Consider the following 23,601-nt stretch of genomic DNA (forward strand, 5'->3'; position numbering starts at 1 on the left):
CATCCCCCTATTTAGTGCTGACAGCAGCGTGCAATATCGGTGATATCAGCAGGCGTGGTTCGGCAACAGCCGCCAATCAGACGAGCCCCTGCCGCTCGCCACTCGGGTAGATACGCCGTCAGCGAGCATGCGGCATCATGAGTGCTGCTCCAGGTTTTGGTTACCGCATCATACTGCTCGCCGGAATTGGGATAAACCACCAAAGGCAAATTCGTCAGCGAAGACAGGTGCGTCAGCGCTGGCGTCACATTCTCCAGCGCAATACAGTTGATGCCCACGGCAACCACCTGCGAACAGGCGTTAACGCGTTCCAGCACGGTGCGTAATGGCGTACCGTCGCTGAGGTGTTCACTGTCACGCAACGTGAAAGAAAACCAGGCTTGCGCCTGAGGGAATTCGGCCAACAACGCAATCAGCGCCTCTATTTCCGCAAAAGACGGCAGCGTCTCGCAGGCCAACAAATCCGCCCCCGCGTCATGCAGCGCCGCCAGACGCGGGCGATGAAACGCCATCATGTCAGCCTGCGGTAACTGATAGTCGCCACGATATTCTGAACCATCCGCCAGATAGGCACCGTACGGCCCGACTGATCCAGCCACCAGCAGCACGCCAGCCTGCGGGTTGTCACGGCGATAATCATCCCGTGCCTGCGCCGCCAACTGTACGCTTTTGGCAATCAGCATCAACGATTCCGCTTCGCTATACCCACGCGCCTTAAATCCTTGCGGCGTCGCCTGATAACTGGCGGTAATCGCGCACTGCGCCCCGGCTTTGAAATAGTCGAGGTGTACCTGATAAATCAGTGCCGGATTTTCCACCAGCACTTTCGCCGACCACAGTGGGTCCGTTAAATCACAGCCGCGCGCTTCCAGTTCGGTCGCCAGCGCACCGTCCAGCACAATCGTTGATGCCGTCGCCAGCATGTCGGTCACCGTATTTTTACGCAATGTCTTCCACTCCCGTTAATCCACGCTTCTTCATTGACTGCGTGAAATAATAAGCACCGTAGCACAGCGCGACAAATGGAATTCCACACCACAGTGCAATCCGCTGGCTTGGGTCAAACGCCAGCCCGACGCAGGCCAGCAGACAGAGCAGGAATCCCAAAATCGGTGTTATCGGGAACCAGGGTGCACGATATTGCAGGTCGGAAAGGGATTTCCCGGCACGAACATGATGGCGGCGAAACATATAGTGCGAGGCACAAATACTCAACCACACCGCCACCACGGCAAAACCGGAAATCGCGGACAGTGCCACATAGACGGTATCCGGCGCGATCACGCTGGAAAATAGCGCCAGCAGCCCGCCCAGCATACTGACGGAAATGGCAAAAAGCGGAATACCACGGCGCGTCAGGCGAGAAAAACGGCGCGGTAATGTGCCTTCATTGGACAACGACCACAGCATACGCCCCGAGGCATATAGCCCTGAGTTAGCCGCGGACAGGATCGCCGTCAAAATCACGAAATTAAAAATGTCAGCGGCGTAGGGAATACCTATTTTTTCAAACACCAGCACAAATGGGCTTTTGGCGATACCGGCCTCTTCCATCGGAATGAGCGCCGCCAGAACCAATACCGTCCCCAGAAAGAAGATCACCAGTCGCGCAACGGTCGTACGAATCGCCATCGGCACAACCTTGTGCGGATTCTCAGTCTCTCCCGCCGCGATACCGATCAGTTCCGTACCGGAGAAAGCGAAGTTGACCGCTACCATCGTCATCAAGATCGGCAAGCCGCCGTAGGGGAACCAGCCGGACGCCGTAATATTCTGGAAGAACGGGGCGGGAGAACCATCCTGCATCGGAATAAAGCCAAACATCGCACCCGCACCGAGCACGATAAAGGCGAGAATCGTGACCACTTTAACGATGGAGAACCAGAACTCCCCTTCGGCAAAGAAGCGAGACGACACAACGTTCAGCAAATAGATCAACACACAAAACAGCAGGCACCAGGTCCAGACTGGCACCTGTGGAAACCAATACTGCATACAAAAACCAGCAGCGGTCAGGCTGGAACCGAGCGCGACCGTCCACGTCAGCCAATATAGCCACGCCACGGTATAGCCTGTTGCCGGGCTGAGATAGCGGGACGCATACACATGGAATGCCCCAGTCTCTGGCATGGCGACAGACAACTCCCCCAGACTCAGCATGACCAGATACACCACCAGCGCGCCGATCAGATACGCCAATAGCGTCCCAGCCGCGCCCGTCGTGGAAATAATGTAGCCCGTATTGAAAAACAGGCCAGTACCGATGACACCGCCGAGCGAAAGCATCACCAAATGGCGAGCTTTCATGGTGCGCTTAAACTGCCCTTCCGTGACTGGTGCGTGTTGTTCCATGATGACCTTTCATTATAGACGTCTAAACTTCCAGATAGATGAGGTGTTATACCGCCAACCGATTCGTAAAGTAAAGTACAGGCCAGCGGGAGAGTGATGAGGTGGGTTAAAATTGAGCAGAAGGACGAAAAACGGTGAGCACTTATGGCTCACCAATCACACGGGCGATATCCGTTGAGGTCTTCAACGTGCGGATCTCGCTGAATAACTCGGTGGCGTCGTCGTACTCTTTACGCAAATAGCCGAGCCACTGTTTGATGCGCGCGACGTGATACATTCCCGTGTCGCCCTGCTTTTCCAACTGCACATATTTTTGTAGCAGCAGCATGACCTCAGGCCACGGCATACGCGGCTCGTTATACTTAATCACGCGGCTCAGGTTCGGTACATTCAGCGCACCACGCCCGATCATCACCGCATCGCAGCCCGTTGTTGCCATACAATCCTGTGCACTCTGCCAGTCCCAGATTTCACCGTTGGCAATCACCGGAATCCGCAGGCGCTGGCGAATCTCCCCTATCGCCTGCCAGTTAATACATTCAGCCTTATAACCGTCTTCCTTCGTGCGACCATGCACGGCCAGCTCGCTCGCGCCCGCCTGCTGCACCGCATCGGCGATTTCAAACTGGCGAGCACCGGAATCCCAGCCCAGACGGATTTTCACTGTGACCGGCAAATGCGCAGGCACCGCCTCACGCATCGCTTTTGCGCCCCGATAAATCAGTTCGGGATCTTTCAACAGCGTCGCCCCGCCCCCGCTGCCGTTCACCAGCTTCGACGGGCAGCCGCAGTTAAGATCGACACCATATGAGCCCAGCTCCACCGCCCGCGCCGCGTTTTCCGCCAGCCACTGGGGATATTGCCCCAGTAACTGTACGCGCACCAGCGTGCCTGACGGCGTACGGCTGGCATGCTGTAGTTCCGGGCAAAGGCGATAAAAGGATTTAACCGGCAGGCACTGATCCACCACGCGTAAAAATTCGGTGATGCACAGGTCATAATCATTTACTTCAGTCAGCAGTTCTCGCACTAATGAGTCGAGAACCCCTTCCATCGGGGCAAGCAGAACACGCATAACGCTACTCGGTAACCATTCGATCGTTAATCACAGCCATTCAGGCCAAAAAAAGCAGGCAATCTTAGGGGGTATTGTACGGGGAACGCAACGGGAAAGATAACGCTGGGCAGGCCATGAGGTTGCCTCTTGTGAACATATCATCAATAATTCGTGACGAATTTGTACCGACACCGTCCTTACGGACCACAACGAAGTGGCTATTTTTTATGTCGAATGTCAAAACCGCAGAATTTAAACGCCCGCAGCTTTCACTACCCAACAGCGCAGACAAACTGCTGCTGCATTCCTGCTGTGCGCCCTGCTCTGGTGAAGTTATGGAAGCCATCACCGCTTCTGGCATCGACTACACCATTTTCTTTTATAACCCCAATATCCACCCGCAGCGTGAATATCTGATCCGAAAAGAGGAAAACATCCGCTTCGCCGAACAGCATAACGTGCCTTTCATTGATGCAGATTACGATTCGGATAACTGGTTCGAGCGCGCTAAAGGCATGGAATGGGAACCGGAACGCGGTATTCGCTGCACCATGTGTTTTGATATGCGCTTTGAGCGCACAGCGCTGTACGCCGCAGAAAACGGGTTTAGCGTCATTTCCAGTTCGCTGGGGATTTCACGCTGGAAAAACATGCAGCAGATTACCGAATGCGGACAGAACGCGGCGCAGAAATATCCCGGCATCACCTATTGGGATTACAACTGGCGCAAAGGCGGCGGCTCGTCGCGCATGATCGAAATCAGCAAACGCGAACGTTTCTATCAACAGGAGTATTGCGGCTGCATTTATTCCCTGCGCGATTCCAATAAACATCGCAAATCACAGGGGCGCGATATTATCCGCATCGGTAAGCTGTATTACGGTGACGAAACCGAGTAACGCTACGCCAGAGTCAGGCACGCCGTGCGGCGTGCCGTTTTCACTACGTCTTACTTCTTCACGTCTACCTGATAGAAAATATGCTTACCGAACGGGTCGACCTCGTACCCGGTCACTTCTTTACGTACGGGTTCAAAGATGGTGGAATGCGCAATCATGACGGCCGGTGCCTGATCGTGCATCATCTGCTGCGCCTGCTTGTACAGGGCAATACGCTGCTCGTGATCCTGTGAAGCGCGCGCTTCGATAATGATTTTATCAAACGGCGCATAACACCACTTTGCCGAGTTGGAACCGCCGTTGGCCGCCGTACAGGTAAACAGCGGGCCGAAGAAGTTATCAGGGTCACCCGTCGCCGTTGTCCAGCCCATCAACGCCGCCTGATGCTCACCACTTTTCACCCGCTTCAGATATTCGCCCCACTCAAAGGTGACAATTTTCGCCTGCACGCCGACTTTCGCCCAGTCGGCCTGAATCATCTCCGACATGCGGCGGGCATTCGGGTTATACGGACGCTGCACCGGCATCGCCCACAGTTCGATAGTGGTGCCCTCCGCCAAACCGGCTTCTTTCAGCAATGCCTTCGCCTTCTCGGGATCGTAGTCGTAATCCTTTAGCTCACTGTCAGCACTCCAGACGCCAGGCGGCAGCAGGTTTTTCGCTACGGTGCCAGTGCCTTGAAAAACGGCGTCAATAATCGCCGGTTTGTTAATCGCCATCGTCAATGCCTGCCGCACTTTCACATTATCCGTCGGCGCTTTTTGGGTATTGAACGACAGGAAGCCGGTATTCAATCCCGCCTTCTGCATCAACACGATATCTTTGTTCTCTTTCATGCGTGGCAGATCGGCAGGATTAGGGAACGGCATCACCTGACACTCATTCTTCTCTAGCTTGGCGTAACGCACGGAGGCGTCTGGCGTAATAGTGAAAATCAACCGTTCCAGTTTAGCCTTGCCTTCCCAATAGGCGGGAAATGCCTTAAACAGAATGCGCGAATCTTTCTGATACTGTGCTAACTCGAAAGGTCCAGTGCCAATCGGGTCCATATCCACGCGTTCCGGCGTGCCGGCTTTGAGCATGGCATCGGCATATTCCGCAGAAAGAATGGAAGCGAAGTACCAGGCTAAATCGGCCAGAAACGGGGCTTCCGCATGGGAAAGCGTGAAACGCACCGTGTGGTCATCCACTTTCTCGATATTCTGAATCAGTGAACTAAAGGACAAGCTTTCAAAATTGGCATACGTCCCTTTCGAGACGTTGTGGTAAGGATGCTGCGGGTCTTTTTGCCGCATGAAGGAGAAAATGACGTCGTCGGCGGTAAAATCACGCGAGGGTTTGAAAAATTTATTGCTCTGGAACGTCACCCCTTTGCGCAAATGGAAGGTATACACGCGGCCATCAGCACTGATGTCCCAGCGTTCTGCTAAACTTGGTACCAGTTCTGTGGTGCCACGTTTGAAATCCACCAGACGGTTATAAATCGGCACAGCGCTGGCATCCACGCTGGTGCCGGAGGTATAAAGCTGCGGGTTAAAGTTTTCCGGCGATCCTTCAGAGCAATACACCAGGGTATTCGCCGATGCCGCGGAGGCGACCGCCAGCGTCAGCGCAGCCAATGTGAATCGTATTCCTGCTTTTTTCATCCCAGTCCTCGCTTGTTATTGATGTTCCACCACACCGCTATAAAAATCATGACGATAAAATGACAAATAAAACCCTCAAATGAAATAATTTCTACGTTAGGATAGCCATCATAGGTATTGCAGAACAAAAAGGATTCGTTATGACAGACAGTCTGGCTCATCAACTCAGCAACCGTTTTTACCGTTATCTCGCCGTCACCAGCCAAAGCGATGCCCGCTCGACAACGTTACCCAGCACCCCGGAACAGCATGAAATGGCACGTCTGCTGGCGGACGAGCTACGAGCACTGGGTTTGCAAGATGTCGTCATTGATGAGCACGCCACTGTGACAGCCGTGAAGCCGGGTAACTGTCCGTCCGCACCACGCATCGGTTTTATTACGCATATCGATACGGTTGACGTCGGCCTGTCGCCGCATATTCACCCACAAACGCTGCGTTTTACCGGTGAAGACCTCTGTCTGAACGCCGAACAGGACATTTGGCTGCGCACGGCGGAACACCCGGAAATTCTACCGTATGTCGGGCAGGACATTATTTTCAGCGACGGCACCAGCGTACTCGGTGCGGACAACAAAGCCGCCGTTACCGTAGTGATGACGCTCATGGAGAACCTGACCCACGCTACCCCACACGGCGATATCGTGGTGGCCTTTGTGCCAGATGAGGAAATTGGGCTGCGCGGAGCAAAAGCGCTCGATCTCAAACGCTTCGATGTTGATTTCGCCTACACTATCGACTGCTGCGAACTGGGTGAAGTGGTGTATGAGAACTTCAATGCAGCCTCAGCGGAAATTCGCTTTACTGGCGTGCCCGCGCACCCGATGTCGGCAAAAGGCGTGCTGGTCAACCCGCTGCTGATGGCGCATGACTTTATCAGCCAGTTCGATCGCCAACAGACGCCGGAGCATACGGAAGGACGCGAGGGCTATGTCTGGTTTAACGATCTGACGGCGAACGCCAATGAAGCGAAGCTCAAAGCGTCTATCCGCGATTTCGATTTAGCGACGTTTGAACAACGGAAGCAGCAGATCGCCGCCATCGCCGAGAAGATTGCTGCACAGTACCCGACTGGCAGCGTGGCATTCAGCCTCACCGATATCTACAGCAATATCAGCAATGCGATTACCGACGATCGCCGAGCCATCGATCTGCTGTTTGCCGCACTGGACACGCTGGGCATTGAACCCAAAGTGACACCAATGCGTGGCGGCACAGACGGCGCGGCACTGTCCGCCAAAGGATTGCTGACGCCAAATTTCTTCACCGGTGCACACAATTTCCACTCGCGTTTTGAGTTTCTTCCTGTGCCGTCGTTTGTAAAATCGTATGAAGTGGCATTGAATTTATGCCTGCTGGCGGCGAAATAATAACGATCAGAAAAGCGTGAGGCGGATGATGAACATCCGCCTCGACAACGTTTCGCTGATTTTTTGCCCGTCTGCTTTTTTCCGGTCTATTTCTGCGCCAGACGCAGCGCCGATGGCGTCAGGCCATATTCCTTTTTGAATTGATGACTGAGGTGGCTGGCGGAGCTGAACCCGCAGGCCAGCGCAATATCCGTGATCGGCAGCGTACCCTGTCGCACGAGCGCTTCAGCGCGAACCAGTCGCTGCTTCAGGACATACTGATGCGGTGCCATTCCCACACTCTGGCGAAACATGCGCGCAAAGTGAAACTCGCTGAGCCCCGCTTCCGCCGCCAGCGCCTGTAGCGTCAGCGGCTGATCGAGATTCGCGTCAATTTGCATCTTGCTGCGCCGCAGTACTGCTGGCGCCAGCCCGCCGCGCACCATCGGCAGTTCCCATTGCAATTGGGTGTAACCACGCAGTACCTGAATCATCAACAGCGTCGCAGCACTGCTAAGGACAAGCTGATTTGCCGGATCGTCCCAGCGGTTGCTGAGCAAAAATTGCCGATACAGCGACGTAATCAGCGGATCGTCACCAAATATCCGCTCTTCCGTGCAGATCGATGCCGGGCTGCGATCCCAGGTTTGCTCAGCCAGCTGTCGCAGGTGTGCATCGTCAAAATACAGATGCACAAAATCGAGGTCGCCACGGATATCCCAGGTCGATGCGCTCTGTTGCGGCATCAGGCAGAAACGATCCGGCCCGCCGCCGTTATGCCAGCCGTCCGCCGTTTGGTGATAGCTCTCATAGCCACCGGCGATATAAAGGCTAAGCGTATGGTGCTCGGTGTTTTCCATCGTAACGCGGTCATGGCGGTTAAACCATGCGGCCAGACGCACGCCGGACGTCAGTTCGACGGTGCCGCGCAGCTCGGTTTTATGATGCAGCATGGTATCGAACGCTTTATAACGATGCATTGCTGCCTCCGTTTTTCATTTAACCGCAAGATTCTGTTATTCACCGCAAGGGGCTGAAAGCCTGCGACAAACGCATTCGCCATACTGCCAACATTAACTCATGCGGAATCACTCAATGAATACCCTACTTTACTTTTCTGTCGTCCTGATTTGGGGCACGACGTGGATCGCCATTAGCCTGCAACAGGGCAACGTCGCTGCTGAAGTCTCCGTTTTCTGGCGCTTTGCGCTGGCATCGGCCATCTTACTGGCATTTCTGACCCTGACGCGTCGCCTGCGCCCGCTTTCCCCGCGTGCCCACCTGCTGTGTATGGTACAAGGGCTATGCGTATTCGGCGTCAACTTTCTCTGTTTTTACCACGCCATCGCCTGGATTTCGAGCGGATTGGAATCCATCATTTTCTCGATGGCGGTGCTGTTTAACGCCTTTAACAGCCGTCTTTTCTTCGGGCAGCCGTTAACACGCAACGTGGCGATCGCCACACCGCTCGGGCTTACCGGCATCATCGCGCTATTCTGGCACGATCTGACACAAATCGATGCGCAGCCCTATTTGCTATGGGGCGTGGGATTGAGCGTTCTGGGTACCTACTGCTTCTCACTCGGTAATATGATTAGCGCCCAGCACCAGCGACAGGGTCGCGACGTACTGACAACCAACGGCTGGGGCATGGGATATGGGGCGCTCTGGATGGGATTGTTCAGCCTGATTCAGGGATATAGCTTCGCACCGGAATACAGCACCAGCTATCTGGGGTCACTGTTCTATCTGGCTATCTTTGGTTCAGTCATCGGCTTCGGTGCTTACTTCAGCCTGATCGGCCGCATCGGTGCCAGCCAGGCGGCTTACACCACGCTGCTCTTTCCGCTGGTGGCGCTGTCGATTTCGACGCTATTTGAAGGCTACCAGTGGCGACCCAACGCGCTTATCGGCCTGTTGCTGATTCTGGCGGGCAACGCGGTGATGTTCTACCGCCCACGCAATCCAACTGCACAGCCTGTTACGGCAAAAATAACGCGATAAAAAAGGGAGCCAGATGGCTCCCTTTCGCTGTTACTTATCCGCTGGCTTACTGCGGTTTTGCGGGCGCGGTGCGCGGCGCTGGCCTTCACCGCCCCCCTTGCCTTTTCCGCCAGTGCCCCATGGACTATCGCTATTACCGCCCGATTTGCGCGGTTGGCGATTACCCTCGGCTGAACGGCGTTCGCCCTGACCTTGACTACGTTCGCTGCGCTCGGACTGACCGCGCGGTGCGCCAGACTGCGCACGAGGTGCTGAACTACGCGCACCGCCGCCGCCACGGTTACCCTGGCGGCCATTCACAATCGGTTCTGCCTTGATGGACGGATCTGGCTCATAGCCTTCGATAGCAATACGCGGAATCTCACGCTTCAACAAACGCTCGATATCACGCAGCAGTTTGTGTTCATCTACGCACACCAGCGACAGCGCTTCTCCCGTTGCTTCTGCACGACCGGTACGGCCGATACGGTGCACGTAATCTTCCGGCACGTTTGGCAACTCATAGTTCACCACGTGCGGCAGTTGGTCGATATCCAAACCACGTGCGGCGATATCCGTCGCGACCAGCACGCGGATGCTGCCATCTTTGAAGTTTGCCAGCGCACGCGTACGCGCGCCCTGGCTTTTATTACCGTGGATAGCGGCGGCGGTAATACCGTCTTTCTCCAGCAGTTCAGCCAGATGGTTAGCGCCGTGTTTGGTACGGGTAAAGACCAGCACCTGCTGCCAGTTATTTTCACCAATCAACTGAGACAACAGTTCACGTTTGCGGCGCTTATCGACAAAATGTACGTGCTGCGTAACCAGTTCAGACGGCGTATTACGACGCACGACTTCAACCGAGGCGGGATTAGTCAGCAGTTTGTTCGCCAACGCTTTGATCTCATCCGAGAAAGTCGCGGAGAACAGCAGGTTTTGGCGTTTGGTCGGCAGCTTCGCCAGTACACGACGAATATCGTGAATGAAGCCCATATCCAGCATCCGATCCGCTTCATCCAGAACCAGAATTTCAATCTGTGACAGGTCAACGGCGTTCTGGTGTTCCAGATCGAGCAGACGCCCCGGCGTCGCCACCAGAATATCCACGCCGCCGCGCAGCTTCATCATCTGCGGGTTAATGCTCACACCGCCAAATACGACCAGTGAGCGCAGGCGCAGATACTTGCTATACGCCTTCACGTTCTCATCAATCTGTGCCGCCAGCTCGCGAGTTGGCGTGAGGATCAGCGCCCGCACTGGACGGCGTCCTTTCCCTTTATTCTGCGCTTCGCGGCTGGTGAGCAGTTGCAAGAGTGGCAGCGTAAAACCCGCCGTTTTACCCGTACCCGTTTGCGCGCTGGCCATTAAATCGCGCCCTTCCAACACGACAGGAATCGCCTGACGCTGAACGGGGGTAGGATCGCGATAACCCTGCTCTTCAATCGCGCGCAGAATATCGGCACTCAGGCCGAGAGAATCAAATGACATAAAAAGAACAACTCCAGATCCGCTCTGACCGGACAGTAGCCGGTGTAGTTTTCAGAGGGTCAATAAGACGGGTTTGCTGGGCCACTATTTACGTAACAACTCACGTAACACTTCACGTAACAACGACATACGCAACAACCACGGTGAACGAGCACAACTACGGTGCATGACTGCCGACGATTGTAGCAGAGATTCTATCCCCGTCATACTTCAAGCTGCATGTGCGTTGGCTGACCTTAAATACTCGGCCCGTCGTGGGCCTCGCCCTAAAGGGCCAACGCTCTGCGTTGTTCAAAACGCTAACGTTTTGTCATGCAACTCGAATTATTTAGGGCATAACTACGAGAGGATTTTTACCTGTGTCAGCCCGTTTTTCTGGTGGGGCGCAGTAATGGGCAATTTTGGCAGTATTCCTGCGGCTGCGATGCCTTGTAATAAAAACAGCAGGTGCGGCGGAAGCGTACGCTGCGAAAGTTCACCGAACTCCCCACCGCAGGCACTCGCGTTTTCGCCCGAAAGAACGGTCTTAGCGGGTTATCATCACAGCCAAAACGTTCGCCGGGCGCAGCCAGCAAAGCGTCAAAATCCTGTTGTACCTGCTGTGCCAACGTCATTCCTGGTGAACACTCCGCTGCCGGATCGTCCCACTCAATACGCTGTTCGTATAACGAAAACACCCGCACCGCGACGTTTTCCCACAGGATGCGCAACGGCGCGCCCGACACCGCAGACAGCGTATGTAACACCGGCGATAGGTGTTGAGCAAACAGCGTATCGAACAGGCTATCGCGCCACGCCTCTCGCCGCCCTGCTTCTGGTTGAGACACCGTGAGATCGTAAAGTGGCATGGTCGATGTCCATAGACGGCTGTGTCCGAATTCCAGCACGCTGTTATCCAGCGTCATGTTCAGCCCTTTGTTATACACCGACATCGCATACAGGCTGGCGGCCGTGGTTAAAAATCCTATCCGCTTCGCCAGCAGTGACGCCGTAATCTTGATCGATGGCGACAGCAACGGTGGTGTCAGGGTGTTCAGCAGCCAATGGCAATAGTCTGGTTCCAGCATCTTACGGCTTGGGCAACGGTCAGAACCGACCCGCAGCGAGGCATCCGTGAGTTGCAGCGTACCGGAGAGCATCGCCCACTGCGGTGCCGTCAGGCGGTTAACCGACATCAGTCGCCGTCTCCACCGCGTCGCGCCCAAACGGAATGCACAACGGCGTGCCGAAGAACGGATCGTCAATGATGCGACAGTTCAGGTTAAACACCGTTTTTACCGTAGCTTCGGTAAGAATATCGCGCGGATTCCCCTGTGCAAACACCGTACGGTTATGCACGGCTACCATGTGGTGTGCGTAGCGACACGCCAGATTCAAATCATGTAACACCATGACAATAGTTTTCTGCTGCTGAAGGTTCAATTCCCGCAGCAAATCCAGCACCTCCATCTGATGCGCCAGATCGAGATACGTCGTCGGCTCATCCAACAGAACAATATCGGTATCCTGCGCCAGCGTCATAGCGATCCATACACGCTGGCGCTGCCCGCCGGATAGCGAATCTACTGCGCGATCCTTTAATGCCAACACGCCAGTGCTGTGCAACGCCTGAATCACTTTTTCTTCGTCCGTTGTCGACCACTGCTTGAGCCACGACTGGTGCGGATAACGCCCCATCTTCACCAATTGATACACCGTCAGCCCTTCCGGCGCGGTCGGCGTTTGTGGAAGAATCGCCAGTGACTTCGCCACCTCAACGGTAGATTGCCGATGGATATCCGCCCCGTTGACAATAATCGTCCCACTTGTCGGTTTCAGCAGACGGGCGAACGACTTCAACAACGTGCTCTTACCGCAGCCGTTACTCCCCACCAGCACCGAAATTTTCTGGGCTGGCAGCGCGATATCCAACGCATCAATCACAACCTGTTTTTCATAACTCAGCGTCAGCGACTGGCTGGCAATCGCTTCGCCGTGAGTTGGATATACGTGTGTTGGCAGCACATTCTCTCGCATCATCTTACAATCTCAGTAACGTTGCCGAAGCAATAAATAGATAAAGAAAGGCGTTCCGAGCACAGAGATAAAAATACCAGCAGGCAGATCCAACGGCAGGAACGCGGTGCGGCCAATCAAATCGGCCACCATCACCAATAAACCGCCCGTCAACGCTGACACCAGCGCCAGGCCGGGAAATGAACGGCTCGCCAGCTTTTTCGCGATATGCGGTGCCAGCAGGCCAACAAACGCCATCGCGCCTGCATAGGCAATGGCAGCCCCTGCCAGCGCGACGCTCAGCGTTAACAGCGCAAGCCGGATACGCCCAACAGACTGGCCAACACCGCAGGCCAACGCATCATCCAACTCATGCACGTTAACGTGTCTCGCCAGCCCCACTAAAAACGGTGCACCAAGCAACAACCAGCCCGTCAGCTCTGACACATGCTGCCACTGTGCGCCGTAAATACTGCCCGTCAGCCACACATAGGCTGTCAGCGTGGTGCCTATCGGGCTAAATACCAGCATCATCGTGACCGCCGCGCCCATGATGGCAGACAGCCCAACGCCAACCAGCACCAACCGCAGCGGCGATGCGCCCTGCTTCCAGGCCAGCAGATAAATCGCGAGCGCCGTTATCCACGCCCCGCCCATCGCCGCCAGCGGGAGCCAACGCTGGCTTATCGCCGTCGCCAGAAACGAGAGGAAGAAGACCGCTGCCGCCGATGCACCGCTGGTAATCCCCAGAATATCCGGCGAGGCTAATGGATTACGCACAATGCTTTGCAGAATCAAGCCGGATATCGCCAGCGCACCGCCGACCAATAGCGCCAACAGCGCTCGCGGTAAACGCAGGTCGTTGACGATAAAATACACACCGCTGTCTGCCTTTCCCAGCAGCGCCGACATCACCTGCACAGGCGACAGCACCACTTCCCCCAGCGACAGCGAGAGGAACACGACGGCTAACAGCACCAGCAGGAGCAAGAGCGCCACCACAGAGGTACGTAGATCAATCTGACGTGAAACGCTCCCCATCCGCACGGTAAACACCTTACCCATGCCGCATCCCCTTTCTCGCCAGATAAATGAAGAAAGGCGCACCTAGCAGCGCGGTCATTGCCCCAACCGGTACTTCCTGCGGCACAATCAGCAGACGCGAAGCGACATCAGCCAGCAGTAACAACGTGGCACCAAAAATCGCGCAGCCGGGCAACAGCCAGCGATGATCGGCAGACAGTAGACGGCGCACCATATGCGGCACAATCAGCCCAATAAAACCGATATTTCCAGCTATCGCCACGGCGCCGCCCGCCAACCCGATCACACACAGCCCGGATAACGCACGGACCAGAGTGGTTCGCTGTCCCAACCCTTTGGCGATCTCGTCGCCCGCCACCAGAATATTCAGGTGACGCGCTAACAGCAGCGTAAGGAATAGCGCCATGACAAAATACGGCAGCAGCGGCAACAGCATCGACAGACTGCGGCCAGACACCGAACCGACCAGCCAGAACAGCATGCTGTCCAACCCGTCCTGATTGATCACCAGCAACGCCTGCGTAAACGAGATAAACAGCGCGCTAATCGCGGCACCAGCCAGCACAATACGTAAATGGCTTGAGCGAGCATTACCCAGCGTTCCCAGCACATACACCATGACGCCCGCAACAGCGGCACCCAAATAGGCCGTCCAGGCCAGTGCGGTCTGTGAGGAAAAGGTCAACAGCGAAGACAGCAGCACGATGGCAAACATAGCCCCCGCGTTAATGCCGAATATCCCCGGCGAAGCCAGCGGGTTACGCGTCAGCGCCTGCATTAAGGCTCCGGCAACGGCAAGACTGGCACCGACAACGATAGCAATTACCGTCCGCGACAGACGTGTCGTCAACACCAGTATCTGATCGATCTGCTGCGGATCGTAATGGAATAGCGCGTTGAACACCGCACCAAACGAAATCGTGGTCTGCCCCAACATCAGGCTGGCTACGATACTTAACAGGAGCAATGTGATACCTACTGCCGTCACGATGCTCTGTCTCATCGTGTAGTACTCATCGTGTAGTGCTCTCCCTTGCAATATTGCTTTTTTTACCCGCAGGATCGGCAAACTGTCGTTCAATATCGTCCAGCATATGATTCGCCCCCACAATACCGCCAGACAGGCTCCAGGCTACATTATCCACCGGATAGACCTGCTGGTTCTGAGGCGCACGAAGCCGCTGCCAGAGCGGATGAGTCTGCCAATCGCGATAGTTCTGCGCCACTGCTGGCTTGTCTGAACGGAGCAAAACAAAGAACAGATCGGCATCCACCACCGGAATGCTCTCCTTGCTGGTGAGTTTTTGCATCACGCCTGACGTGTAACTTTCCGGTCGCGACCAGACAAAGCCGATTTCCGCCAGTACCGACCCGGCAAAGCTGGCGGACAGATAAGTGCGCATGTGATCTTCACGGAATTCGAGAATGGACACGCTGAGCGGCCAGCGCGCGCCGAATCGGGCTTTCAACCGATCGCGCAGCGAATCCACACGCCGATCCCAGTGGGATAAAATTTCGTTCGCCTTATCTTCCCTGTTTAGCGCGATGCCCATCATCTGGATCGTATCCTTAAATTCCGACACCCTATCCAGCGCAATCGTTGGTGCGATCTGCGACAGCAGACCGTAGATTTTTTCATGCCGAAACGTAGACGCTACGATGAGATCGGGCTTGAGTAACGCGATGGTTTCCAGACTGGGCTGCGTTTCCAACCCGACCAGCGTCACACCCTGCAAGGCGGGGCGCAAGTAGCGGTAAATCGGCTTCTCCGTCCACGACTCCACCACGCCAATCGGTTTGACTCCCAGCGCGACAGCGGAGTCGGTCGCGCCCTGAAACAGCGTCACGATACGCAGTGGCGTCCCAGCCACGGTGGTCACACCCAACGCATGCCGAATCTGACGCGGCGGTTCTGCCGCCTGCGCCAACGCCACCAGCAGAAAAGACAACAACACGGCCAGCGTAAAACGCGGCCGTGTTGCCGATCTTTGGACAGACCTAAGCAAGGTAATCTTAGAAATCAATCGAATAACCCAGCGTTACCGTCCGTCCACGTCCAGAGAAATAGCGCGTGTTGTTATTGAGCGCCGCTTGCGAATAGTAGGTGATGTACTGCTTATCCAGCAGGTTCGCCACTGCGACATTGACGCGGCCATATGGCAACTTGTAACCCACCGCCGCATCCATTAGCAGGTAGCCATCAAAGGCCATACCTGCATCGTCAAAACTGCGGCCAAAGGCATAATTCGCCTGCACGAATGAGCTCCATTGGTCATTCCAGTTTGCCGACCAACTGGTGATGAGACGATCCGGTGCGATATTCAGGCCGTTGAATTTTTTATCCACTTTGCCATCGCCGTTACTGTCATACCTCCCTTCGCTGTGGGCGTAAGAAGCGTTAATCTTATGCTGGTCGTTAATCTGGTAGCCTGCACTGACTTCTACACCACGGATCTGAGTACGCTGACGATCGGACACAAAGAAATCTCCCTGCTGTCTGACGCGCTCACCCAGTTTAGACTGGGACTCATAGTAGCTAGCTTCGAAATCGAAACGATCTTTCTTGAACCGAAATCCCGTCTCTACGTTATCCGTGACAATCGGCTTAAAGCCATCGAAATTTTTCAGGCTAATGCCGGGTTGATCAATTGCACGCAGCGCACGACCCACGTCCGGCATACCAAATCCTTCTGAGTAGTTGGCAAACAGGCTCAGCGAATCCGTTACCGCATAAACGATACCGGCGTTATACAGCGTCTCATTAAATTTCGGGCTGCCGCCTTCGACGCTTACGCTATTATTTGCTTGGGAGACCGTACTAGAGGCCAGCGTTCGATAGTCACCGACCTGGAGCTTCGCGATTTCGTGGCGTACGCCCGCGTGCAGCGTGACGTTATCCAGCAGTTGATATTCGGCCTGAATAAACGGCGAATAGTTGGTGTATTCCATCTCCGGCACATAGGTACGTTTGGTCAGGTAGAGATCCTGTTTACCCTTATCGTACAGCGTATCGAAACCCACCGTGACTTTTAGCGTGTCATCCAGCAAGTCGTCTTTCGTCAGCGCCAGCTTGGTACCGTACTTATTGGCAACCGAACGGGACTGATCGTATAGCGTATTTAGAGGTGCAATGGAGGTATCCTGAAAGGTTTCCGACAGGGTTGCACCAAACAGCGCCTCATAGCGCTGATTAAACATCAATGCGGACAGCTTCATTCCTGCCAGATCGTGGTGTTCATAGGTTAAGCCCGTCGTCCAGATACTGTTATTCGGCGCTTCACCCTGCGGCGTGCCGCGTACCGACGTGGTAGGAATGCCAAGCCTGCGCACGCCATCCACGCTCAGGTAGTTATTTTCGCCTTTGATGTTATAGCGGTTCACGCTTAGTTGAATACGCTGATAGTCATCCAGCCAGTAGCCAACTTTCGCTAGCAGATCGTAAGCGCGGGAGTCCATGGTATCGCCCTGCGTATTATCGACGCCGACGGGACGATTGTTGCCGTCCAGATACAGCCCCTGATTCTCATAGCCAATCGAGAACAGGTAATCGAGATAGTCTTCACGCCCATCAACCCGATAGGTGGTTTTATAGCTGGCGGTTTCACCGCGAATCTTCTCTGTCGGGATCGTAGTCTGTACGTTGACGTGCTGATTAAACGAACCATTTTCCGGTCGACGGGTGATGATATTGATCACCCCACCCGTTGCCCCCATCCCGTTAGTCGCATTGGCACCATGAATCACTTCAATACGTTCAACCATCGAGTAGTCGACGGTATGCATCTCACGTCCGGTGGGGCGCAAAGGATTGGATTGAGGGATACCGTCAATCATCACCAAAGCGGCACGACCGCGGAAAGTTTCACCGCTGCCACTCATCTTCTGACGGCTGGGGGAAAACGAAGGCAACAGATTGCTCAGAATTTGCGACGAGTCAGAGGTGACCTGCATCTGCTGCTCGATTTGCTCCTTAGTAATGACGGTGACTACCTGCGGCGCTTTCTGCTGCTGGATATTCGAGCGCGAGGCGGTTATCACCATCTCATCGCCATTCGCCTCACCCTTTTTCGTCGTGTCATCCTGTGCATACGTCGGAGCAATCAGCACGCATGGCATCAATGCGAGTAAAGTGCGCATCTGGTTCACTGTCCTTCCCCTTTGGTTAAGTATCCAACCGTCAATAAAAGCCATCGCCTGTGGCAGACCACTCACCGCAGCACAGACAAAAAAATGCCAAAATGCTTCGCCTTACGCGAAACACTTTGGCGGATTGCTATCGGTTCTGACAGTGAACGCCGGAGGTATCCCCTGGGGCATAACCTCAAGACAGCCAAACCCTTATGTCAGGACCAATAAAAAATGTAATTGCTAATAACAATTATTATCATTCAATCAGATTAATTACAATAGCTACAGTTAACTTTCAATTCATTAACAAAAACACGGTGTTATATCGGATATGAACGGTAATACGTGGGCACCATCGATTAGGGGACATGTATTTTTGTGAGGCAGATCGCTATAAATCGCCATAAACCTCTGTAACCCGTCATATGATTAAGAACTTACAGAAATAAGAGACGACTCGTTCTCTGAACGGCCTGCGGGATCGCTACCGTTGACAAGCCCACCGCTGATAAACAAGGAATTATGCGTGATGAACAAGAGAAAACTGGCGTTCGCCGTCCTCATTCTTGTCCTGCTCGGTGCAGGTTACGGTTTTTATCACCACCACCAGCAGCAGGAAAAACCGCTCACGCTCTACGGCAATGTAGATATCCGTATCGTCAATCTGGCCTTCCGCGTCGGCGGCAGAATCGCTGAATTGAACGTTGACGAGGGCGATACCGTACAAGCAGGCCAGCCGCTGGCAACGCTCGACGCCGCGCCTTACGTGAATGCACAACATCAGGCACAGGCGAATCTCGCCAGTGCGCAGGCGCAGCTTCAACTGGCACAGGAAGGCTACCGTCAGGAAGAGATCGCGCAGGTGCGATCTCAGGTTGTCCAAAGTCAGGCTGCCTATGACTATGCTAATAGTTTCTACCAGCGCCAGCAGGGACTGTGGGACAAACGCGCCATTTCCGCCAACATGCTGGACGATGCCAAAACAGCACGTAATCAGGCGCTTGCAACACTACAAGCAGCGAAAGACAAATTAACCCAGTTTGAGCGCGGTAATCGGCCACAGGAAATCGCCGCGGCACAGGCGACGGTAGCGCAGGCCGAAGCCGGGCTGGCACAAGCGGAATTGGATAGGCAGGATACTGAACTGCTTGCCCCTTCTCCCGGTGTGATCCTCACCCGTGCCGCCGAAAAAGGCAGTATGCTGGCGACGGGCAGCACCGTTTTCACCCTTTCCCTGACTCGTCCCGTTTGGGTACGCGCCTATGTGAGCGAGAAAGATCTCGGTCGCGTTGTGCCCGGTAGCCACATGCTGATTTACACCGATAGCCGTCCAAACCAGCCTTACCATGGCAAAATCGGTTTTGTCTCACCAAGCGCCGAATTCACACCAAAGAGCGTCGAAACCGAAGATCTTCGCACCGATCTGGTTTATCGCCTGCGTATTGTGGTTAACGATCCCGATGACGGTTTACGACAAGGTATGCCAGTCACGCTGCGTTTTGAAAGCGTACGCGATGAAGAGGCCAATCGTGCTACCGAGTCCGTTCGCCATGACTGACGCTGCCACACATATCTCGTTGAACGGACTGGAAAAACGCTTTGCCGGACAGGAAAAGCCCGCCCTTGCCAGCCTCACCGCTGAAATATACAGCGGTGCCGTGACCGGGCTGGTTGGCCCCGACGGCGCGGGGAAAACCACCCTGTTGCGTATGCTGGCGGGATTATTGACCCCCAGTCACGGCACGTTACGCGTCGCCAACCTTGATCCCATCAACGAGGATCGTCAGCTCCATGCCATTTTGGGCTACATGCCGCAGAAATTCGGTCTATATGAAGATCTGACGGTGATGGAAAATCTGACGCTATATGCCGATTTGCGCGGCATCACCGGTGATGTGCGCAAAGGCACTTTTGACCGCCTGCTGTCATTTACCGACTTAACCCGCTTTACCGACAGACTGGCAGGCAAACTGTCCGGCGGTATGAAACAAAAGTTGGGGCTGGCCTGTACGTTGTTGGGACAACCCAAGGTACTTCTGCTGGATGAACCTGGTGTCGGCGTCGACCCCATCTCTCGCCGTGAGCTGTGGCACATGGTGCATGAGCTGGCTGACGATGGCATGTTGATCTTGTGGAGTACGTCTTACCTTGATGAGGCGGAACAGTGTCGGGATGTACTACTGCTGAACGAAGGCGAACTGCTGTATCGCGGTGCGCCGCGCGATCTGACCGCTCGCATGGCAGGACGCTGTATTCTGGTTGATACCGGAACTCGCCGACATCGGGATGTGTTACAAGAGGCACTGCGTCTTCCACAAGTCAGCGATGGCGTGATCCAGGGGCAATACGTCAGGCTGATGCTAAAACCCAACGCCGATCGGGCAGCGTTGCTCTCCGCCTTACATCTGGAAACCAACAGCCTGCACGATACCGATCCGCGCTTTGAAGATGCATTTATTGATTTGCTGGGCGGTGGCCCAGCCAGCGATTCATCGCTGGCAAGTATCATGCCGCAAATTGACATCAGCGGCGGTGAAACTGTGATCGAAGCCCAGGCGCTGACGAAGAAATTTGGCGATTTCGCCGCAACCGATCACGTCAGCTTTCAAGTAAAACGAGGTGAGATTTTTGGTCTGCTCGGCCCGAACGGCGCAGGTAAATCAACCACCTTTAAGATGATGTGCGGCCTGCTGGTGCCAACTGACGGCAAAGCGCTGGTGCTCGATATGGATTTGAAAACCAGCTCCGGCAAAGCGCGCCAGCATTTGGGTTACATGGCGCAAAAATTCTCACTCTACGGCAATCTGACCGTCGAACAGAATCTACGGTTTTTCTCCGGCGTCTATGGACTCAAGGGCAAAGCGCAGCGCGATAAAATGGCCGGAATGACCGAGGCCTTCAATTTCCACCCCATTTACCGTCAAACGCCGGATGCCCTGCCGTTAGGGTTCAAACAGCGGCTGGCACTGGCCTGTGCGCTGATGCATGAACCCGATATTCTGTTTCTCGACGAACCAACCTCCGGCGTCGATCCGCTAACCCGACGCGAATTCTGGATACACATCAACGGCATGGTCAATCGCGGCGTCACCGTCATGGTCACCACCCATTTCATGGACGAAGCCGAATACTGTGACCGCATCGGGCTGGTGTATCGTGGCAAACTGATCGCCAGCGGTACGCCGGACGAGCTGAAGCATCAGGCCGCCAGTCAACAAACGCCATCGCCGACGATGGAAGAGGCGTTTATTGCGCTGATTCAGGCGTACGACGGGGAGGCTGCATATGGTTGAACAGAAGAATAGCGTTGAACAGGACAACGCAAGCCAGCACGGCAGCACGCATTTTTCCGGGCGTCGCCTGCGGGCGCTGTGTCTGAAAGAGACACGCCAAATCTTGCGCGACCCCAGCAGCGGATTGATTGCGTTCGTGATCCCATTGCTGTTGCTCTTTATTTTTGGCTACGGCATCAATCTCGATTCCAGCCGCCTGCACGTTGGTATTCTACTGGAACAACAGAGCGAAGACGCGCGCGATCTGGCGAATACCTTTGCAGCCTCACCGTTTATCACACCGACCATCAGTAATAACCGCCAGCAGTTGATTCAACACATGCAGGCTGGCCGTATTCGCGGTCTGATCGTGATCCCCACCGATTTTGCCGAACGGCTGGCACGGCCGGGCGATCGTGCGCCAATTCAGGTCATTACCGACGGCAGCGAACCCAACACGGCAAACTTCGTTCAGGGATACGCGGAAGGGATCTGGCTACTGTGGCAACAGCAGCGGGCGGAAGATCGCGGCTACACGTTCGAGCAGCTCATTGAGGTGCAATCACGCTATTGGTTTAATCCAGCCGCCATCAGCCAGCATTTCATCATTCCCGGTGCGATTACCATCATCATGACGGTGATTGGCGCCATTCTCACCTCGCTGGTGATCGCCCGCGAATGGGAGCGCGGGACGATGGAAGCGCTACTCTCTACGCAGGTCACCCGTGCCGAGCTGCTGCTGTCCAAACTCATCCCGTATTACTTTCTTGGGATGATCGCCATGACGCTGTGCATTCTGGTTTCCACCTTCGTCATGCAGGTGCCTTATCGTGGCTCGCTGATTTTGCTGTTTGTTATTAGCAGCCTGTTTCTTGCCAGCACGCTGGGCATGGGGTTGCTGATTTCTACCCTTACCCGCAATCAGTTCAATGCCGCCATGGTCGCACTGAATGCCGCATTTCTGCCTGCCATCATGCTGTCCGGCTTTATTTTTGAAATCGACAGCATGCCAGAGTTTGTCCGCGGCGTGTCGTACATCATCCCAGCGCGCTATTTTGTCAGCACGCTGCAAACGCTGTTTCTCGCGGGAAATATCGGTACGGTACTGATGACTAACCTGCTGTTTCTCATCCTCTCCGCAATCGTCTTTATTGGTCTGACGGCCTGGCAAACCCGGCGCAGGCTGGATTAGGGAGCGACTATGCTGCATCGTCTGTGGACGTTGATTATCAAGGAACTGCAATCACTGCTGCGCGATCCACAAACGCGCTCCATTCTGGTGCTGCCCGTTATCCTTCAGGTTTCTCTGTTTCCGTTCGCCGCGACGCTCGACGTAACCAATGCAACCATTGCAATTTACAGCGAAGATAGCGGCCCTCACGCAGTAGAGTTGACGCAACGCTTTGCCAAGGCAAAATCCTTTTCTCACGTGCTGATGTTGCATAGCCCACAGGACGTTGCGCCGACGCTGGATAATCAGCGAGCGCTACTGATTCTACGTTTCCCGCCGCAGTTCTCGCGTGACATCACCAACGGGAACAGCGCACCGCTTCAACTGATTCTCGACGGCAGACGTTCCAACAGCGCCCAGATCGCCGCCAATGACGTGCAGCACATCGTGCGTGATTATCAGTTGGCATTGCTGGCAGCCAGACCAGCTCAAAGCGCTACCAATCAGAACAATGCATTTCATAACAACAGTGAACTGGTGGTACGCCACTGGTATAACCCAAATCTGGACTACAAATGGTTTGTGGTGCCGTCGCTGATTGCCATGATCGCCACTATCGGCGTGTTGATTGTTACGGCGCTTTCTGTAGCACGCGAGCGGGAACAAGGTACGCTGGAACAGCTGCTGGTTTCACCGCTCTCTACTAGCCAGATATTCATTGGCAAAGCTGTGCCTGCGCTGATCGTCGCCACGTTTCAGGCCACGATCGTGCTGCTGGCGGGCATCCTGATTTTCCATATTCCCTTCGCCGGATCGCTACTGCTGTTTTACACCACGATGCTGATCTACGGCCTATCGCTGGTGGGCTTTGGCCTGCTGATATCCTCACTCTGTGCCACACAGCAGCAGGCATTTATCGGCGTGTTCGTCTTCCTGATGCCGGCGATCCTGCTTTCCGGCTATGTCTCACCGGTTGAGAACATGCCAATCTGGTTGCAGCACATCACCTGGATTAACCCTATCCGTCACTTCACGGATATCACGAAGCAAATTTACCTGAAGGATGCGGATTTCAGCATTATCTGGGGCAGTCTATGGCCGCTGTTTATCATCACGCTGACCACAGGCTCGGCAGCCTACGCGATTTTTCGACGGAATATTGCTTAGATGTGAGGGGAATACTCGATAGGAAAATCTCTGGCGCGGGGAACCGCGCC

19 protein-coding genes are annotated in these 23,601 nt (G+C 54.7%); 7 read left to right on the forward strand and 12 right to left on the reverse strand.

Annotation, left to right across the window (positions count from 1 at the left end):
- Nucleotides 1-11: 11 nt before the first annotated feature.
- From mmuM to dusC, 3 genes are all read right to left on the reverse strand, one after another.
- A complete protein-coding gene (gene mmuM / locus A6301_RS17465) occupies nucleotides 12-947 on the reverse strand; it encodes a homocysteine S-methyltransferase (RefSeq protein ID WP_234258357.1) in 936 nt (311 codons plus the stop codon).
- Nucleotides 940-2,352 carry an S-methylmethionine permease gene (gene mmuP / locus A6301_RS17470; protein ID WP_107167931.1) on the reverse strand — a complete coding sequence of 471 codons (1,413 nt, stop codon included), beginning with the start codon at nucleotides 2,350-2,352 and terminating at the stop codon, nucleotides 940-942. Before mmuP ends, mmuM begins: the two co-directional genes overlap by 8 nt.
- Before the next feature lie 142 nt (nucleotides 2,353-2,494).
- On the reverse strand, nucleotides 2,495-3,427 hold the full coding sequence (dusC, locus tag A6301_RS17475; protein ID WP_234258358.1) for a tRNA dihydrouridine(16) synthase DusC: 933 nt from the start codon (nucleotides 3,425-3,427) through the stop codon (nucleotides 2,495-2,497).
- 209 nt (nucleotides 3,428-3,636) lie between these two features.
- Here dusC and A6301_RS17480 point away from each other — a divergent pair, with 209 nt between their 5' ends.
- Nucleotides 3,637-4,308, forward strand: coding sequence for an epoxyqueuosine reductase QueH (locus A6301_RS17480; protein ID WP_039287249.1), 672 nt, complete (start codon nucleotides 3,637-3,639; stop codon nucleotides 4,306-4,308).
- A gap of 50 nt (nucleotides 4,309-4,358) precedes the next feature.
- On the opposite strand, the gene A6301_RS17485 is transcribed toward A6301_RS17480, so the two are convergent.
- On the reverse strand, nucleotides 4,359-5,954 hold the full coding sequence (locus tag A6301_RS17485) for an ABC transporter substrate-binding protein (protein ID WP_234258359.1): 1,596 nt from the start codon (nucleotides 5,952-5,954) through the stop codon (nucleotides 4,359-4,361).
- 140 nt (nucleotides 5,955-6,094) lie between these two features.
- On the opposite strand from A6301_RS17485, the gene pepT reads away from it, so the two are divergent.
- Nucleotides 6,095-7,324, forward strand: coding sequence for a peptidase T (gene pepT, locus A6301_RS17490; RefSeq protein WP_234258360.1), 1,230 nt, complete (start codon nucleotides 6,095-6,097; stop codon nucleotides 7,322-7,324).
- 86 nt (nucleotides 7,325-7,410) lie between these two features.
- Here the strand turns inward: pepT and A6301_RS17495 are convergent, their stop codons facing one another.
- Nucleotides 7,411-8,283, reverse strand: coding sequence for a helix-turn-helix domain-containing protein (locus A6301_RS17495; RefSeq protein ID WP_234258361.1), 873 nt, complete (start codon nucleotides 8,281-8,283; stop codon nucleotides 7,411-7,413).
- A gap of 115 nt (nucleotides 8,284-8,398) precedes the next feature.
- Here A6301_RS17495 and A6301_RS17500 point away from each other — a divergent pair, with 115 nt between their 5' ends.
- Nucleotides 8,399-9,307, forward strand: a complete 909-nt coding sequence (locus tag A6301_RS17500) for a DMT family transporter (RefSeq protein WP_107167926.1) — start codon at nucleotides 8,399-8,401, stop codon at nucleotides 9,305-9,307.
- 30 nt (nucleotides 9,308-9,337) lie between these two features.
- Here the strand turns inward: A6301_RS17500 and rhlE are convergent, their stop codons facing one another.
- From rhlE to A6301_RS17535, 7 genes are all read right to left on the reverse strand, one after another.
- Nucleotides 9,338-10,774 (reverse strand): ATP-dependent RNA helicase RhlE, encoded by a 1,437-nt coding sequence (gene rhlE, locus A6301_RS17505; protein ID WP_107167925.1) that lies wholly within the window; start codon nucleotides 10,772-10,774, stop codon nucleotides 9,338-9,340.
- Between the two features lie 362 nt (nucleotides 10,775-11,136).
- On the reverse strand, nucleotides 11,137-11,949 hold the full coding sequence (locus A6301_RS17510) for an IucA/IucC family C-terminal-domain containing protein (RefSeq protein ID WP_234258362.1): 813 nt from the start codon (nucleotides 11,947-11,949) through the stop codon (nucleotides 11,137-11,139).
- Nucleotides 11,939-12,790: an ABC transporter ATP-binding protein gene (locus A6301_RS17515; protein ID WP_107167985.1), complete on the reverse strand. Its 852-nt coding sequence runs from the start codon at nucleotides 12,788-12,790 to the stop codon at nucleotides 11,939-11,941. Before A6301_RS17515 ends, A6301_RS17510 begins: the two co-directional genes overlap by 11 nt.
- Before the next feature lie 12 nt (nucleotides 12,791-12,802).
- The gene (locus tag A6301_RS17520; protein WP_234258363.1) at nucleotides 12,803-13,834 is read right to left on the reverse strand and encodes an iron chelate uptake ABC transporter family permease subunit; all 1,032 of its coding nucleotides are present in this window, start codon (nucleotides 13,832-13,834) and stop codon (nucleotides 12,803-12,805) included.
- Nucleotides 13,827-14,816: an iron ABC transporter permease gene (locus tag A6301_RS17525; protein WP_234258364.1), complete on the reverse strand. Its 990-nt coding sequence runs from the start codon at nucleotides 14,814-14,816 to the stop codon at nucleotides 13,827-13,829. Before A6301_RS17525 ends, A6301_RS17520 begins: the two co-directional genes overlap by 8 nt.
- Before the next feature lie 10 nt (nucleotides 14,817-14,826).
- The gene (locus tag A6301_RS17530) at nucleotides 14,827-15,837 is read right to left on the reverse strand and encodes an ABC transporter substrate-binding protein (RefSeq protein ID WP_255764688.1); all 1,011 of its coding nucleotides are present in this window, start codon (nucleotides 15,835-15,837) and stop codon (nucleotides 14,827-14,829) included.
- Nucleotides 15,827-17,950, reverse strand: coding sequence for a TonB-dependent receptor (locus A6301_RS17535; protein ID WP_234258365.1), 2,124 nt, complete (start codon nucleotides 17,948-17,950; stop codon nucleotides 15,827-15,829). Before A6301_RS17535 ends, A6301_RS17530 begins: the two co-directional genes overlap by 11 nt.
- A gap of 520 nt (nucleotides 17,951-18,470) precedes the next feature.
- Between A6301_RS17535 and hlyD the strand changes: the two genes are divergently transcribed.
- Genes hlyD through A6301_RS17555 form a run of 4 tightly spaced genes read left to right on the forward strand, consistent with a single transcriptional unit; the run spans nucleotide 18,471 to nucleotide 23,551 of the window.
- Nucleotides 18,471-19,499, forward strand: coding sequence for a secretion protein HlyD (hlyD, locus tag A6301_RS17540; RefSeq protein ID WP_234258366.1), 1,029 nt, complete (start codon nucleotides 18,471-18,473; stop codon nucleotides 19,497-19,499).
- The gene (locus A6301_RS17545) at nucleotides 19,492-21,234 is read left to right on the forward strand and encodes an ATP-binding cassette domain-containing protein (RefSeq protein WP_234258396.1); all 1,743 of its coding nucleotides are present in this window, start codon (nucleotides 19,492-19,494) and stop codon (nucleotides 21,232-21,234) included. The genes hlyD and A6301_RS17545 overlap by 8 nt, the downstream gene beginning before the upstream one ends.
- Nucleotides 21,227-22,405, forward strand: coding sequence for an ABC transporter permease (locus A6301_RS17550; RefSeq protein ID WP_215484041.1), 1,179 nt, complete (start codon nucleotides 21,227-21,229; stop codon nucleotides 22,403-22,405). Before A6301_RS17545 ends, A6301_RS17550 begins: the two co-directional genes overlap by 8 nt.
- 9 nt (nucleotides 22,406-22,414) lie before the next feature.
- Complete coding sequence (locus tag A6301_RS17555) at nucleotides 22,415-23,551, forward strand: ABC transporter permease (protein ID WP_234258367.1); 1,137 nt, start codon at nucleotides 22,415-22,417, stop codon at nucleotides 23,549-23,551.
- The last annotated feature ends 50 nt before the right edge of the window (nucleotides 23,552-23,601 follow it).

It is taken from the genome of Pectobacterium sp. IFB5596, assembly GCF_021432585.1.
GTDB lineage: Bacteria > Pseudomonadota > Gammaproteobacteria > Enterobacterales > Enterobacteriaceae > Pectobacterium > Pectobacterium punjabense.

Excerpts from the sequence above, each read along its gene's own strand:
- pepT (WP_234258360.1), top strand. The coding sequence starts at position 6,095 with ATGACAGACAGTCTGGCTCATCAACTCAGCAACCGTTTTTACCGTTAT.
- rhlE (WP_107167925.1), bottom strand. The coding sequence starts at position 10,774 with ATGTCATTTGATTCTCTCGGCCTGAGTGCCGATATTCTGCGCGCGATT.
- mmuP (WP_107167931.1), bottom strand. The coding sequence starts at position 2,352 with ATGGAACAACACGCACCAGTCACGGAAGGGCAGTTTAAGCGCACCATG.
- A6301_RS17525 (WP_234258364.1), bottom strand. The coding sequence starts at position 14,816 with ATGAGACAGAGCATCGTGACGGCAGTAGGTATCACATTGCTCCTGTTA.
- A6301_RS17515 (WP_107167985.1), bottom strand. The coding sequence starts at position 12,790 with ATGCGAGAGAATGTGCTGCCAACACACGTATATCCAACTCACGGCGAA.
- dusC (WP_234258358.1), bottom strand. The coding sequence starts at position 3,427 with ATGCGTGTTCTGCTTGCCCCGATGGAAGGGGTTCTCGACTCATTAGTG.
- A6301_RS17555 (WP_234258367.1), top strand. The coding sequence starts at position 22,415 with ATGCTGCATCGTCTGTGGACGTTGATTATCAAGGAACTGCAATCACTG.
- A6301_RS17485 (WP_234258359.1), bottom strand. The coding sequence starts at position 5,954 with ATGAAAAAAGCAGGAATACGATTCACATTGGCTGCGCTGACGCTGGCG.
- A6301_RS17480 (WP_039287249.1), top strand. The coding sequence starts at position 3,637 with ATGTCGAATGTCAAAACCGCAGAATTTAAACGCCCGCAGCTTTCACTA.
- A6301_RS17535 (WP_234258365.1), bottom strand. The coding sequence starts at position 17,950 with ATGCGCACTTTACTCGCATTGATGCCATGCGTGCTGATTGCTCCGACG.
- A6301_RS17520 (WP_234258363.1), bottom strand. The coding sequence starts at position 13,834 with ATGGGTAAGGTGTTTACCGTGCGGATGGGGAGCGTTTCACGTCAGATT.
- A6301_RS17550 (WP_215484041.1), top strand. The coding sequence starts at position 21,227 with ATGGTTGAACAGAAGAATAGCGTTGAACAGGACAACGCAAGCCAGCAC.
- A6301_RS17500 (WP_107167926.1), top strand. The coding sequence starts at position 8,399 with ATGAATACCCTACTTTACTTTTCTGTCGTCCTGATTTGGGGCACGACG.
- hlyD (WP_234258366.1), top strand. The coding sequence starts at position 18,471 with ATGAACAAGAGAAAACTGGCGTTCGCCGTCCTCATTCTTGTCCTGCTC.
- A6301_RS17495 (WP_234258361.1), bottom strand. The coding sequence starts at position 8,283 with ATGCATCGTTATAAAGCGTTCGATACCATGCTGCATCATAAAACCGAG.
- A6301_RS17510 (WP_234258362.1), bottom strand. The coding sequence starts at position 11,949 with ATGTCGGTTAACCGCCTGACGGCACCGCAGTGGGCGATGCTCTCCGGT.
- A6301_RS17545 (WP_234258396.1), top strand. The coding sequence starts at position 19,492 with ATGACTGACGCTGCCACACATATCTCGTTGAACGGACTGGAAAAACGC.